We start from the raw sequence: 14,586 nt of genomic DNA on the forward strand, positions 1-14,586 counted from the left end.
TTAAAAAGCCTGCACCATGAATCCATCACGCATCTTTATTGAGCGTCCGGTTGCCACTTCGCTCTTGATGCTCGCCATTCTGCTGGCAGGCTTGCTGGCGTATCGCCTGCTGCCGCTGTCTGCCTTGCCGGAAGTTGATTACCCGACCATTCAGGTCACCACGCTGTATCCGGGCGCCAGCCCGGACGTCATCTCGACCACGGTGACCGCACCGCTGGAACGCCAGTTCGGCCAGATGCCGGGCCTGAACCAAATGACTTCGACCAGCTCGGGTGGCGCGTCGGTCATCACGCTGCGCTTCTCGCTGGGTCTGTCACTGGACGTCGCCGAACAGGAAGTACAGGCCGCGATCAATGCCGGTAGCAATCTGCTGCCCGGCGATCTGCCTATGCCGCCTATCTATAGCAAGGTGAATCCGGCAGATGCGCCGGTGCTGACGATCGCGATTACCTCGCCGACATTACCGATTATCAAAGTGCATGACCTGGTGGAAAATCGCCTTGCGCCGAAGTTATCGCAAGTTGACGGTGTCGGCCTGGTCAGCATTGCTGGCGGCCAGCGTCCTGCAGTACGCATCCAAGGCAATCCGCAAGCTTTGGCTTCGCTCGGCCTGTCACTGGATGACATCCGTACTGCCATCGTGGCAGCCAACGTCAATCAGGCCAAAGGCAGCTTCGACGGTGCGCAACGCGCATCCACCATTGATGCCAACGACCAGCTGAAATCTGCCGCCGAGTATCAAAACCTCATCATCGCGTGGAAAAACGGTAATCCCTTACGCCTGAGCGATGTCGCGCAAATCGTTGATGATGCCGAAAACCTGCGCCTCGCAGCCTGGGTCGATCGCACGCCAGGCGTGATCCTGAACGTGCAGCGTCAACCAGGTGCGAACGTGATCCAGACCGTGGACCGGGTCAAAGCCTTGCTGCCCAAGCTGCAAGCCTCATTACCGGGTTCGGTCGATGTACAGGTGATCGCTGATCGTACGACCACCATCCGTGCCTCGGTCGATGACACGCAATTTGAATTGCTGCTGGCGATTGCGCTGGTGGTGATGGTGATCTTCCTGTTCCTGCGCAGCGCCTCCGCCACCATCATTCCTAGCGTCGCCGTACCTTTGTCGCTGGTCGGCACCTTTGGTGTGATTTACCTGGCCGGATTCTCCATCAATAACCTGACGCTGATGGCGCTCACCATCTCGACCGGCTTCGTGGTCGATGATGCGATCGTCATGATCGAGAACATTGCGCGCTTCGTCGAAGAAGGTGACTCACCGATGGAAGCCGCACTCAAGGGCTCCAAGCAAATCGGCTTCACCATTATTTCGTTGACCGTATCGCTGATCGCGGTCTTGATCCCGCTGCTATTCATGGGTGATGTCGTCGGTCGTTTGTTCCATGAATTCGCGATTACCATGGCAGTCGCCATCCTGATCTCAGCCTTCGTATCGCTGACGCTGACGCCTATGATGAGCGCCCGTCTGCTGCGTCCTGAGCACGAAAACAAACCAACCCGCCTCGGCAAATGGAGCGAAGAGCAGTTCAACCGCATGGTTGCCGCTTACGGTCGTGCACTGGTGTGGGTGCTGGACCGGCCACGTGCGACGCTGGGCGTATTCGGCCTGACGCTGGCGCTGACCGCACTGCTCTACGTCATCGTGCCTAAAGGCTTTTTCCCGGTACAGGATACCGGGCTGATCCAGGTCATTACCGAAGCGACGCAAACCAGCTCCTTTGAAGCGATGTCACGGCGTCAACAGGCACTGGCCGACATCATCCTCAAGGATAAGGATGTCGATCATCTTGCATCCTTCATCGGCGTCGACGGTGCGAACCCGACCCTCAGTACCGGGCGCATGCAAATCACGCTGAAGCCGTTTGCCGAACGCGACGCTTCCGCCAGCGAGATCATCCGTCGCCTGAACGAAGCCACCTCGCGCCTGCCCGGCATCACTGCATATATGCAACCGGTGCAGGATTTGACCATCGAAGACCGCGTCTCCAAAACCCAGTATCAATTCCTGCTCAGCTCGCCGGATTCGACTGACCTCGCGAAGTCGAATGAATTGCTGCTGGCACGCCTGAAAGAGATACCGGAACTGGTAGATGTCGCCAGCGATCTACAAAACCAGGGCTTGCAAACATATGTCCAGATAGACCGCGAAACTGCAGGTCGTCTCGGCGTCACCGTCGCTGCCATTGATAATGCGCTGTACAACGCCTTTGGCCAGCGCCTGATCTCTACTATCTATACGCAATCCAGCCAGTACCGCGTGGTGCTGGAAGCAGAAGCCGGACGCAGACGCGGCCCGGTGTCACTGGAAGGTTTGTATGTGCCGGTGACCAACAACAATACCAACACCACCAACGGTACTGGTGGCACCAGCTCGACACTGGTCTTCCCTGCCACCGGACAGGTACCGCTAACTTCGGTCGCACAAATCATCGAGCGTCCTACTGCGCTGGCGATCAACCATGTGGCGCAATTCCCGTCGGCGACGATTTCATTCAACCTCGCACCGGGTGCCTCACTCGGTAAGGCGGTCGATGCGATCAAGGCCGAAGAAGCCAAGCTGAACCTGCCGCCTAGTGTGGAAACCAGTTTCCAGGGCGCGGCCGAAGCCTTCCGCGCTTCGCTCAGCAGTACTTTGCTGCTGATCCTGGCGGCGGTCGTCACCATGTATATCGTGCTTGGCGTGCTGTATGAAAGCTACATCCATCCAGTCACCATTCTCTCGACCTTACCGTCTGCCGGTCTCGGTGCCTTGCTGGCACTACTGGTCGCCGGACTCGATCTGGGCATCGTCGGCATCATCGGTATCGTGCTGCTGATCGGTATCGTGAAGAAGAACGCGATCATGATGATCGACTTCGCGCTGTATGCGGAACGGGAAGAACACCTGGCGCCACGCGAAGCGATTTACAAAGCCTGCCTGCTGCGCTTCCGTCCTATCCTGATGACCACCATGGCCGCTTTGCTGGGTGCCTTGCCGCTGATGCTGGGTACCGGTGCCGGACATGAGCTGCGTCATCCGCTCGGCGTCACCATGGTCGGTGGTCTGATCGTCAGTCAGTTGCTGACCTTGTTCACCACTCCGGTGATTTACCTCGGCTTTGCCAAACAGGCACAACGCCTGAAAGAGTGGCAGGAACGCCGTGCCGCTGCCCGCGCCCAGGGTGGAAGCGCAACGTGAACATCTCTGCGCCATTTATTGCGCGGCCAGTTGCGACCACGCTGATCACGATAGGTATCGCGCTGGCTGGTGTGCTGGGTTTCAACCTGCTGCCTATCGCGCCGCTGCCGCAGGTAGACTTCCCGACCATCTCGGTCAGTGCATCGCTGCCTGGCGCCAGCCCGGATACCATGGCGGCCACCGTCGCCACGCCACTGGAACGTGCGCTCGGCAGCATCGCCGGCGTCAATGAAATCACCTCGCGCTCTTCATTAGGCTCGACCAACGTCGTGCTGCAATTCGACCTCGATCGCGATATCGACGGTGCGGCACGCGACGTGCAGGCGGCAATCAATGCAGCCCGCACGCTATTGCCGACCGGGATGCCGAGCAACCCGACCTACCGCAAGGTCAATCCGGCCGCCGCGCCCATCATGATCATCGCGCTGACCTCGGATACGCTCACGCGTGGCCAGATGTATGACGCTGCCTCCACCGTGCTGGCGCAACGTTTGTCACAGGTCGATGGTGTAGGCCAGGTCAACGTCGGTGGCGGTGCCCTGCCCGCGGTGCGCGTGCAGTTGAACCCGGACAAGCTCGCCAACATCGGCATCTCGCTCGACAACGTACGCACCGCCATCACCAATACCAATGCCAACCGTCCCAAGGGTTCAGTCGAACTGGATGATCTGTACTGGCAAATAGGTGCGAATGACCAGGCCCGCACCGCTGCCGAATACGCACCGGTCGTCATCAACTATCGCAACGGCGCAGCAGTACGCCTGCGTGATGTAGCCGAGGTCGTCGATTCGGTACAGGACGTGCGCAACTATGGCCTGGCCAACGGCAAGCCTGCGATCGTGCTGTTTCTGCTGAAGGAACCGGGCGCCAACATCATCAAAACCGTAGAAAACGTGCGTGAAATCCTGCCGCGCCTGCAGGCATCCATCCCGCAGGCGATACAGATGAACGTCATTACTGACCGCACGCCGACCATCAAGGCCTCATTGCGTGAAGTCGAACGTTCGATGGGCATCGCGGTGGGCCTGGTGATCCTGGTCGTGTTGCTGTTCCTGCGTAACTGGCGCGCCACGCTGATCCCTGCGGTCGCAGTGCCGGTTTCGCTGGCGGGTACCTTTGGCGTCATGTATCTGTGTGGTTATAGTCTGGATAATCTATCGGCTATGGCACTCACGGTAGCGACCGGCTTCGTGGTCGATGATGCGATCGTGGTGCTGGAAAACATCACGCGCTATCTGGAACAGGGTCTGAGTCCGCGTGAAGCGGCCCTCAAAGGTGCACGTGAAATCGGCTTTACCGTGGTCTCGATCAGCCTGTCGCTGATCGCCGTCTTCATTCCCCTGCTGATGATGGGTGGCGTAGTCGGTCGTCTGTTCCGCGAATTTGCCGTGGTGCTGACGGCGGCCATCCTGGTATCCATGGTGGTGTCGCTGACCACCACGCCTATGATGGCGGCTACCCTGCTGCAGCCCAAGCGTGAAACCCGCAATCCGGGACGCATCGCAATCCTGTTTGCTCGCTTCAATCGCGCCGTCATGCGCGGCTATCGTCATACCCTGATCTGGACTTTGCGCCACCAACCGCTGGCCATCATTGCCTTGCTCGCAGTGGTCGCGCTTAATGTCCATCTCTACGTCGCGATACCGAAGACCTTTTTCCCGCAACAGGACACCGGCGTGTTGATAGGTGGTGTGCAAGCCGACCAGGGCAGCTCCTTCCAGATGATGCAAAAGCGGCTGGATACCTTCTCCGACATCATCCGCTCCGATCCTGCGGTTGCCAACGTCAGCGGCAATACCGGCGGTGGTCAAAGCAACTCGGCGATGTTTTACATCACGCTCAAACCGCTGGCCGAACGCAAAGTTCCGGCCGATGTCGTGATTGCCCGCCTGCGCAAGCAACTGGCGCATGAACCGGGAGCCAACCTCTTTATGGTGCCGGTGCAGGATATCCGTATCGGTGGGCGTCAATCGAACGCGCAGTACCAGTACACACTGCAAGCCGACACGATAGAAGACTTGCGTACCTGGGATCCGCTGATCCGTAATGCGCTGGCGCAAATCCCTGAGCTGACAGACGTCAATTCCGATCAGCAGGACAAGGGCATGCAAACCTCGCTGGTGATAGACCGTGAAGCAGCCGCACGTCTCGGTATCAGCGTCGCCACCATAGACAGCACGCTCAATAACGCCTTCGGCCAACGTCAGGTCGGCGTCATCTACAACCCGCTGAATCAATACCGGGTCGTGATGGAACTGGCCCCTGAATTCCTGCAAGGGCCGGAAACCCTGAAGCGCCTGTACGTTACCAGCAGTAGCGGCGCGCAAGTGCCGCTGTCTGCTTTCACGCGGGTCGAAACCACCAACACGCCGCTGGCGGTCAGCCACCAAAGCGGCACCCCCGCTTCGACCATCAGCTTCAACTTGCCGCTGGGTGTGTCCTTGTCGGATGCAACGGTCGCCATCAATACTGCGATCAGCAAGCTGGGTGTGCCGGTGTCGGTACGCGGCGGCTTCCAGGGCACGGCGAATGCGTTCCAGCAATCGTTGTCGTCGCAACCCTTGCTGATAGGCGCGGCGATTATCGTGATTTATCTGGTGCTGGGTATATTGTATGAAAGCCTGATCCACCCGATCACCATCCTGTCGACCTTGCCATCGGCTGGTGTCGGTGCGTTGCTGGCTTTGAAAATGTTCAATACCGAGTTCTCCATCATCGCGCTGATCGGTGTGATCCTGCTAATAGGTATCGTCAAGAAGAACGCCATCATGATGATCGACTTTGCGATTACCCGGCAGCGCCACGGCAGCATCAGTGCCGGCCCGGCGATTTATCGTGCAGCGCTGTTACGCGTGCGCCCTATCCTGATGACGACCTTTGCCGCCATCTTTGGTGCCTTGCCATTGGCGCTGGGCAGCGGCGACGGCGCAGAGTTGCGCCAGCCGCTGGGTATCGCCATCGTCGGCGGCCTGATCCTGAGCCAATTGCTGACGCTGTACACCACACCTGTGGTCTTTGTCTTGATGGACAAGCTGCGCCGTGACAAACATAAGCCCAGCCCGGCTCCACAATTGGCTACGGCCTGAGTTTTAGAGGAATTTTATGCGCCCTTACTATTTATTAATTGCGCCCACCTTGCTGCTGGCAGCTTGCGCCAGTGCGCCGACCCCACCTCCACCGGTCGCCGCGCCGACCCAGTTCAAGGAAGCTGGCTTGTGGCAGGAAGGCACAGCAGCTAACGCCGCGACCGTCCCGGACGACTGGTGGACGCTGTTCAATGATCCGATCCTGAACGAGCTGGAGGGCCGCCTCGTCGTCGGCAATGAAAACCTGAAGTCGCTGGTAGCCCAGGTCGCCGCCGCACGCGCCGCCGTTGCCGCCAGCTATAGCGCCCGCCTGCCCACCTTGTCGGTCGGGCTGGACGGCACGCGCAGCAGCAGTGCGACCAGCACCAATCGCTCGACTGCAGTGCGGGATCCCAACAACAACGTTTCGCTATCCGGCAATGCAAGCTGGGAGATAGACCTGTGGGGTCGCCTGGCACAAGCAACGACTGGCGCACAAGCCAGCCTGCAAGCCAGCGTAGACGACCTCGCTGCGGCGCGCTTATCAGCCCAGGCCACGTTGGCGCAAACCTATTTCTCGCTGCGCACCGCCGATGCGCAAATGGTGGTACTCGAACGCAGCGTCGCCGCTTACCAACGCTCGCTCGACCTGACACAGTTCCGTTATGGCGGTGGTGTGGCAGCACGCGTAGATGTGTTGCAGGCGCAAACCCAGCTCAAAGCGGCACAGGCGCAATTGGCTGAAGCTGTCGCGCAACGGCAGATACTGGAGCATGCAATCGCCGTATTGCTGGGCGTGCCGCCCTCCGCACTGGCGCTGGAGCGCAATACCGCCTTGCCGCAGGCACCGCTGGTACCGCAACTGCTGCCAGCCACCCTGCTCGAACGTCGGCCTGACATTGCCGCGGCGCAAAGACGGGTCGCCGCAGCCTACGCGCAAATCGGCGTGGCCCACGCCGCCTACTTTCCATCTCTGGTGCTATCAGCGGGTGGCGGTTATCAAAACAGTTCGCTGAATAACCTGATCAGTGCACCGAATCTATTCTGGTCGCTGGGTGCATCAGTAGCGCAAGCTATCTTCGACGGCGGCCAAAGACAACTGGCCAGCGCGCAGGCACAAAGCGCCGCGGACCAGGCCACTTCGACTTACCGCCAAACAGTGCTGACAGCCCTGCAGGAAGTAGAAGACAATCTCATCCTCGCCGCACAACTGCAGCAAGAAGCGCAGCTGCAGCGCGAAAGCCTGGAAGCCGCGCAAAGAACGCTGGAAATTACGCTGGATCAATATCGTGCTGGTACCGTCAGCTACCTGAATGTAGTGATCGCGCAGAACACTGCGTTGACCAGCGAAAACAGTTTGCTCAGTACACAGAACCGTCAATTGGCAGCCGTGAACATTCTGCTGAAGAACATTGCCGGACGTTGGGAACCTGATAATCCGGATGCTGCCAAAACGAAGCAGGAAACAAAAGTTGAATAAATTCAGATACTTGCAACAACATCTGAATCTCGATTAGCTGAAGTAAATTATGACCAGATTATCCGTACTGCAATACCCTGATCCTCGCCTGCATACGGTTGCAGAACCGGTGCAGCAGATCACGCCGGATATCCGTCGCCTGGTCGCAGACATGACGCAAACCATGTATGCACTCGACGGCATAGGCCTGGCCGCAACCCAGGTCGATGTGCATCTGCAAATCATCGTGCTGGATGTATCAGAAAAAGGAAACCGCCCGCAGGTGCTGATCAACCCCGTCATCATCAAGATAGGTGGCAAGGCTGAATTCGAGGAAGGCTGTTTGTCGGTACCGGATGTGTATGAAAGTGTGCGACGTGCAGCGTGGGTGCATGTGCGCGCACTGGACCTGAATGGCAAGACTATCGATGTGCAGGCCGAAGGTTTAAAAGCGATGTGCATCCAACATGAAATGGATCACTTGCAGGGCATGGTATTCGTCGAACACCTATCCCCGACCAACCAGCGCCGCGTCCTCGCGTCATTAAGCAAACAAGGCAGGCGGAGTAACGCCAAGGCAATTGTTAAATAGCGATATTTCATTTAAATTCAAATAGATGCAAAATAAATCTAATTTGAATTATCATGTTATTTAACCTTCTATTTTGTTGCCAGACGCGCCTCTACCGGTGCCATAGCCCCGGTCGCCGGATGCCTTAACTTGCTGACACGCGCCACCAATACCTGCTCCAGCTGATCCTGCTGCAGCTTATGTCGCGTCAGATAATCATCCGGAATTTCTATCTCGGCGATCACCAGGCCCTGCTCCCGCAGTATCTCCAGCGCGCTGACTTTGCCAAACAAATCGATTTGCAATCCGCTTACCGGATTGCGGATATCGATGAAACGCGGCTCTATCGCATTGATAAATTGCTGCTCATTCAGGGAATTCAAAACCGGAAAGCAGCCGCTAATTTCTATTCTTGTTTTCATACGAACTCTGTTTTAATTTCCACATGGAAATATTATCTGCGTCTTAAAGCGCTTATTATCTGCGCTTCGTTGCGCTTTAACAAAATTAATGAGCTGCAAATTCTCTTTTGCCAATAAATTCGCGGAGCGCGAGACGACTTGAGATAAAATTCCGCCTTCCCCGCTTCTTTTACCGCCACTTAGCCGCCGTAGAGAATGAAAACCAAGCTCGCGCCAACTATCCGCTCCAAGCTGGTTTTACTCGTCATGGCATGCGTGGTGCCTGCGGCCCTGATGGCCGTCCTCCTCATCACCCACGATTACCAGCGCGCCCGCGATCAGTTGCTGCTCAATTCACTGAGCACTGCCCGCGCAATGATTTCAGTTGTTGACCGCGACTTCGCCAGTATCGAATCTTCGCTGATTACCCTGGCGACCTCACCCTACCTCGCGAATAACGATTTACGCGCCTTCTATAACCAGGCGCAGGAAGTCCTGAAAAACCAGCGCGACCAGGACGGCATCAACATCGTGCTGTCAGACAGTCAGGGCAACCAGTATCTGAACACGCATCAGCCTTACGGTTCCGCGCTGCCACCGCATACTGAAATCATCCGCCTGGAAGAGTTATTCAAGGATGAGCAGCCGGTAATTTCCGACCTGTTTTTTGGTACCGTCTCCAAACAAAACCTGTTTGCCATTACCGTGCCTGTGCCTGGCAAGCGCGATATACGCTATAGCCTGAGTGCCGGGGTCTTGCCCGAACGCATGGATAAGCTGCTTCAACAGCAGCACGTACCGGACGGCTGGATCGCCGCCATCTTTGACAGCACCGGCACCATCGTCGCCCGTACCGGCAACAAGCCAGAATTGATAGGTAAAAAAGGCGTGCCTGAAATCGTGCGCCGCATGCGCAGCACTGATGAAGACATGTTTGAAAGCGTGACCTATGACGGCACCGCGGTACAAACCGTTTTCAGCCGTTCCAAATTGTCGAACTGGGCGCTGGCAATCGGCATCCCGACCCAGGACATCATGCATGAGCTGCGCAATACCCTGTTCCTGCTCATCCTCGCCACCATCATCCTGCTGGCTTGCAGCGTCGCCGCCGCCTGGCTGATCGGCGGCCGCATCGCCGATTCCATCCATGGCCTGACCGGCCCGGCGCTGGCGCTGGGTGCAGGCAAGCTGGTCACCGTGCCGCCACTGCATCTGCGCGAAGCGGATGAAGTCGGCACTTCACTCGCACGTGCTTCGGAAATGCTGCATCAGGCGCAGCATCAAGCCAATCACGACGTCCTCACGGGTTTGGCGAATCGCGCGCTATTCCATGAAATTGTCAGCCAACAACTGGCACTATGCGAACGCAACAAGACCGTGCTGTCGATACTCTATATCGACCTCGATGGCTTCAAGGCAGTCAATGACAAGTACGGCCACGAAGCGGGTGATAAATTGCTGCGCGCCGTCGCCACACGGCTGAAAACAAACAGCCGTCATTCCGACGTAGTGGCGCGACTGGGTGGCGATGAATTCGCGATGGTGATGGTTGGCGCCACCATGGACAATGCCCGTTTTGTTGCTGAAAAGATGGTGGAAGCCATTTCTGCACCTTATGTGCTGGACGACACGCTCACGTCACATATCTCTGCCAGTATAGGCGTCGCGACGTATCCGGAGTCCGGCACCACCAGTGAAGGCTTGCTGCATCGCGCTGACGGTGCCATGTACAAGGCGAAGAACCTGGGACGACGACGGGTTGCACTTGCCACCTCGCATTAGCGCGGACATCTCCTTATTTACCCGAGGGTAAAAGAATCAAGAAAGACTGAGCATGCGTTTTACCCCCTACACTCTCCCGCTGCTGCGTAGCGCACTGGTCATCATGGCCGCAGCGACCAGCCTGAACCTCCACGCGGCACGGCCGATGATTACCGACGATGCGCGCATCGTAGATGCCAAAGCCTGTCAGGTCGAAAGCTGGGTCAAGGGCAACAAGAACAGCACCGAATACTGGGCCATCCCGGCCTGCAACTTCACCGGCAACCTCGAAGTCAGCCTGGGCGCTACCGCCATCAATGAATACGGCCATACGCAAAACCACGGCTACGTCATGCAGGGCAAGACCCTGTTCAAGACGCTGGAGAAAAACGGCTGGGGCATAGGCCTGGCCTTCGGCAACTCCATGCAGCCGCGCTCGGATACCCAGCGCCATCTGCTCAGCTCGCCCTACGCTTATGTACCAGCTAGTTTCTCGTTTGCCGATGATCGCTTCGTGCTGCATACCAACGTCGGCTGGCTGCATGACAAGCCCAACAACCGCAATCGCGCCACCTGGGGTCTGGGTTCAGAAACCCAGTTGTCGGAACGTACCTGGCTGATCGCAGAAACCTTCGATCAAAGCGCAGGCCGTCCCTTCTATCAGCTTGGTGTGCGTCACTGGCTGGTGCCTGACCATGTGCAGATCGACACCACTTACGGCAATCGCTTTGGCAGCGGTAGCGAAGAACGCTGGATCTCGATCGGTTTGCGCCTGTTGTCCGTACCGTTCCTGCCGTAAAACACACACTGAAGCACTGCAAGATCAAGGACTTGCAAGCGCTGGTTTACGCCGATTATTTAAAGTGAATTCAGAAAGAAAAACAGCCACTGCAGTTGTGCAGTGGCTGTTTTGATTTGAGTGCCAGGTCAGATTAGCCGCGATACAAATCGTCGAGGCGTTTCTTCTCCCGCTCTTCAGGTGAGCCTGGGGCTGGTGCTGCCGGTGTTTGCAGCTGTGGCGTCGTGTTCGGATCGGTATTGAACATACGCTCCCAGAAACTCTTCTGTTCATCCACATCCAGCGATTTGACTGAATCGCCATTCGCGTACTCATCGTACATCCAGTCGCCGTCCACCTGCGTGACACCCGGCGGCGCGATCTTGGCCATTTCCGGCTTGCCGCGCAAGGCGGTACGCATATAGTCGATCCAGATCGGCAAGGCCAGCGTGCCGCCGAACTCGCGGGTACCGAGTGAGCGTGGCTTGTCGTAACCCATCCATGCGACCGCGACGATATCCCGACCATAACCGGCAAACCAGCCATCCATCGCATTATCGGTAGTACCTGTTTTACCTGCCAGGTCACTACGACCCAGGCGCTGGCTGGCCAGGTAGCCGGTACCGGAACGCACGACGTCACGCATCATGGAATCGGTAATAAAGGCATTGCGCGGATCGATGGCGCGTGCGGTTTCATCACCGGCCTGCGGATGCTGCGCTTCCAGCAAGACCTTGCCGCGCGCATCGACCACTTTTTCGATCAGATACGGTGCAACCTTGAAGCCGCCATTGGCAAATACCGAATACGCGCCTGCCATTTGCAGCGGTGTGACCGAACCGGTACCCAGCGTCAGCGTCAGGTTGGCCGGTTGTTTGTCTGCTTCGAAGCCAAAATGGCCGAGATGCTCAATCGCGTATGCAGGCGTGATCTTGCGCAGGATGCGGATCGAAACCAGGTTCTTCGAACGCTTGAGGCCGGTACGCATGGTCACTGGACCGTCGTATTTGCCATTGTCATTACCCGGGTTCCAGGCTTTGCTACCCTGCTCGCCGTCGCTGTCTTCTGCCAGCGGCGCATCATTAATCAGCGTGCCTGGCGAGAAGCCTTTTTCCAGCGCAGCCGAGTAAATGAAAGGCTTGATGGTCGAACCCGGCTGACGCCAGGCTTGCGTGACGTGATCGAACTGATTCAATGCGAAGTCGAAACCACCAACCAGCGCACGGATGGAACCATCCTGGCCATTGACTGCGACAAAGGCTGCCGCCACTTCAGGCAACTGCGAGATCATCCATTTTTTCTTCGCATCCTGTACCACGCGGATGACGGAGCCCGGCACCAGCTTCTTCTGTGCGGTCGCCTTATCGGACAGATAAGCAGTAGCAAAGCGCAAGCCTTCGCCGGTGATCTCTACCGTTTCACCTGACAACAACTCGGCGCGTATCAGTTTGGAATTCGCCTCTGTCACCACGGCGGCGCGCAGATCATCGCTATCCGGGTATTTGGCCAGCACGTCATCGATGGCTTGCTGTCTGTCTTCTTCATCCTTGGGCAGATCGACAGAGCCTTCCGGTCCGCGATAGCCATGACGACGGTCATAGTCCAGCACGCCACGGCGCACCGCATCATAAGCTGCGTCCTGATCCGCCTTGGTCAGCGTGGTGTAGACGGTGAAACCGCTGGTATAAATCTCGTCTTTATATTGTGCGTACATGAACTGACGCACGGTTTCAGCCGCGTGTTCTGCGTGGGTGCGGAAACGATTGCCGTTCGGCAGCACGTTCAGTTTCTCGGCCGCGGCCTGCTTGTACTGCTCATCCGTGATGAACTTCAACTCATGCATGCGCTTGAGGATGTACTGCTGGCGCTCGGTCGCACGCTTCGGATTGACCACCGGATTCGCGCTGGCGGGCGCTTTCGGGATACCCGCCAGCATCGCCGACTCGGCTATCGTCAGATCCTTGATCGGCTTGCCGAAATAAATCCGCGCCGCACTGCCGAAGCCGTAGGCACGTTCACCCAGGTAGATCTGATTCATATACAGCTCAAGAATCTGGTCTTTGCTCAGGTTCTTTTCTATGCGGTAAGCGAGGATGACTTCCTGCAGTTTACGACTGTAAGTTTTCTTGCGCGTCAGCAGGAAGGTACGTGCCACCTGCATGGTGATGGTCGACGCACCCTGCGAACGGCTACGCACCAGATTAGCCAGACCGGCACGCACCACACCCAGCACATCGACGCCGCCATGCTCATAGAAGTTATTGTCTTCAATCGCGATGATCGCATTCTTCATGCTGGCCGGAATATTCGCGACCGAGACAAAGTCACGGCGCTCTTCGCCGTATTCGCCGATGAGGACATTATCTGCGGTGTACACACGCAGTGGAATCTTGGGTTTGTAATCAGTCAGCGCATCAATGGATGGCAGGTTCGGCACGATAAAGAGCAGCGTGTAAGCGACACCCAGGATGGCAACTAAGATGGAAGCGATGAAGGCAGCGATGGCTGCTTGACGGAGCTTGATATTGGTTGGTCGTTCGGACCAGGCAACAAACTGTGATGAAATGTACGAGAAAAACCGCAACGCGATCCCCTATTAAGTCTTAGCGTCGCAACTTTAGCAGGCATTGGCCATTTAAGTTGAAACCAATTGTTATCTTGTTAGAAATACATTTGTCTTGCATTTGTCATTTCAACAGCTGTTTACCGGGCGCATATAGCAATGGCCCGCATCACAGCGGGCCATTTTGCAATGTATACGGCTGTAAGCCGGATACTCAGTATCTGATCTGCTAGTTATCTGCGACCGATTTCATTACCGATCACGCCGCCAACCGCAGCACCACCAACGGTACCCAGCGTGCTGCCACCTGTCAGGATCGCGCCGCCGACAGCGCCGATACTGGCACCAGTCACCATATTCCGGTCGCGGCGCGACATACCACTACAACCTGCAACGGTAAGCACCACAACAGCAATCACGGCAGTACTGGCAATTTTTTGCATCATTTTCATCGAAGACCTCAAGACAGAGTGTTAAGACAGGTAAATAGAAAAGTTAATTACCTGTCACTGACAGCAAAGGCAGCGGAAAGATTCCCTGCCCGTCGCAGCAAATTTTCAATCTTGCCGGCACTCAACAAAATATGTGGTGACAGCTCAGGGCGAAAGCTGCGACAGCGGCGCCATCGTAAAAAAATCTGTCCAAGTTAGCCATCAGACAATGCAGCTACTTGCTGTAGGAATACGGGAAGGAACCCGTTTTTAACGACGCCCGGCATGCGCTACTTTTGCAAAACTGATGAAAATAATTCGCATTTGGCCGGATTCGCTATATACGTTTGGACATAGCTAGCTA

At 56.8% G+C, this 14,586-nt stretch carries 9 protein-coding genes; 6 read left to right on the forward strand and 3 right to left on the reverse strand.

Going from position 1 to position 14,586, the window contains the following annotated elements:
* Positions 1-16 precede the first annotated feature (16 nt).
* The 4 genes from H7U06_RS09980 to def are packed head-to-tail and all read left to right on the forward strand — an operon-like array spanning position 17 to position 8,309.
* Positions 17-3,193: an MdtB/MuxB family multidrug efflux RND transporter permease subunit gene (locus tag H7U06_RS09980; protein ID WP_175625965.1), complete on the forward strand. Its 3,177-nt coding sequence runs from the start codon at positions 17-19 to the stop codon at positions 3,191-3,193.
* The gene (locus H7U06_RS09985; RefSeq protein ID WP_175625966.1) at positions 3,190-6,279 is read left to right on the forward strand and encodes a multidrug efflux RND transporter permease subunit; all 3,090 of its coding nucleotides are present in this window, start codon (positions 3,190-3,192) and stop codon (positions 6,277-6,279) included. Before H7U06_RS09980 ends, H7U06_RS09985 begins: the two co-directional genes overlap by 4 nt.
* Before the next feature lie 16 nt (positions 6,280-6,295).
* The gene (locus H7U06_RS09990) at positions 6,296-7,738 is read left to right on the forward strand and encodes an efflux transporter outer membrane subunit (RefSeq protein ID WP_175625967.1); all 1,443 of its coding nucleotides are present in this window, start codon (positions 6,296-6,298) and stop codon (positions 7,736-7,738) included.
* A 49-nt stretch (positions 7,739-7,787) separates the two neighbouring features.
* Positions 7,788-8,309 (forward strand): peptide deformylase, encoded by a 522-nt coding sequence (gene def / locus H7U06_RS09995; protein WP_175625968.1) that lies wholly within the window; start codon positions 7,788-7,790, stop codon positions 8,307-8,309.
* A 68-nt stretch (positions 8,310-8,377) separates the two neighbouring features.
* Here the strand turns inward: def and H7U06_RS10000 are convergent, their stop codons facing one another.
* Positions 8,378-8,710 (reverse strand): hypothetical protein, encoded by a 333-nt coding sequence (locus H7U06_RS10000; protein ID WP_175625969.1) that lies wholly within the window; start codon positions 8,708-8,710, stop codon positions 8,378-8,380.
* Positions 8,711-8,905: 195 nt separating this feature from the next.
* Here H7U06_RS10000 and H7U06_RS10005 point away from each other — a divergent pair, with 195 nt between their 5' ends.
* Positions 8,906-10,471, forward strand: coding sequence for a sensor domain-containing diguanylate cyclase (locus tag H7U06_RS10005; protein WP_175625970.1), 1,566 nt, complete (start codon positions 8,906-8,908; stop codon positions 10,469-10,471).
* Between the two features lie 52 nt (positions 10,472-10,523).
* Positions 10,524-11,249, forward strand: a complete 726-nt coding sequence (locus H7U06_RS10010; protein ID WP_217703454.1) for a hypothetical protein — start codon at positions 10,524-10,526, stop codon at positions 11,247-11,249.
* Between the two features lie 133 nt (positions 11,250-11,382).
* On the opposite strand, the gene H7U06_RS10015 is transcribed toward H7U06_RS10010, so the two are convergent.
* The gene (locus tag H7U06_RS10015) at positions 11,383-13,812 is read right to left on the reverse strand and encodes a penicillin-binding protein 1A (protein ID WP_175625971.1); all 2,430 of its coding nucleotides are present in this window, start codon (positions 13,810-13,812) and stop codon (positions 11,383-11,385) included.
* 212 nt (positions 13,813-14,024) lie between these two features.
* A complete protein-coding gene (locus H7U06_RS10020) occupies positions 14,025-14,243 on the reverse strand; it encodes a glycine zipper 2TM domain-containing protein (RefSeq protein ID WP_124574050.1) in 219 nt (72 codons plus the stop codon).
* Positions 14,244-14,586 lie beyond the last annotated feature (343 nt).

The sequence above is a fragment of the Herminiimonas sp. Marseille-P9896 genome (assembly GCF_903993245.1).
Lineage (GTDB): Bacteria > Pseudomonadota > Gammaproteobacteria > Burkholderiales > Burkholderiaceae_D > Oxalicibacterium > Oxalicibacterium contaminans.

What these genes read in the sequence shown, in the direction of transcription:
- H7U06_RS09980 (WP_175625965.1), top strand. Translation starts at nt 17, where the DNA reads ATGAATCCATCACGCATCTTTATTGAGCGTCCGGTTGCCACTTCGCTC.
- def (WP_175625968.1), top strand. Translation starts at nt 7,788, where the DNA reads ATGACCAGATTATCCGTACTGCAATACCCTGATCCTCGCCTGCATACG.
- H7U06_RS10000 (WP_175625969.1), bottom strand. Translation starts at nt 8,710, where the DNA reads ATGAAAACAAGAATAGAAATTAGCGGCTGCTTTCCGGTTTTGAATTCC.
- H7U06_RS10010 (WP_217703454.1), top strand. Translation starts at nt 10,524, where the DNA reads ATGCGTTTTACCCCCTACACTCTCCCGCTGCTGCGTAGCGCACTGGTC.
- H7U06_RS10020 (WP_124574050.1), bottom strand. Translation starts at nt 14,243, where the DNA reads ATGAAAATGATGCAAAAAATTGCCAGTACTGCCGTGATTGCTGTTGTG.
- H7U06_RS10005 (WP_175625970.1), top strand. Translation starts at nt 8,906, where the DNA reads ATGAAAACCAAGCTCGCGCCAACTATCCGCTCCAAGCTGGTTTTACTC.
- H7U06_RS09990 (WP_175625967.1), top strand. Translation starts at nt 6,296, where the DNA reads ATGCGCCCTTACTATTTATTAATTGCGCCCACCTTGCTGCTGGCAGCT.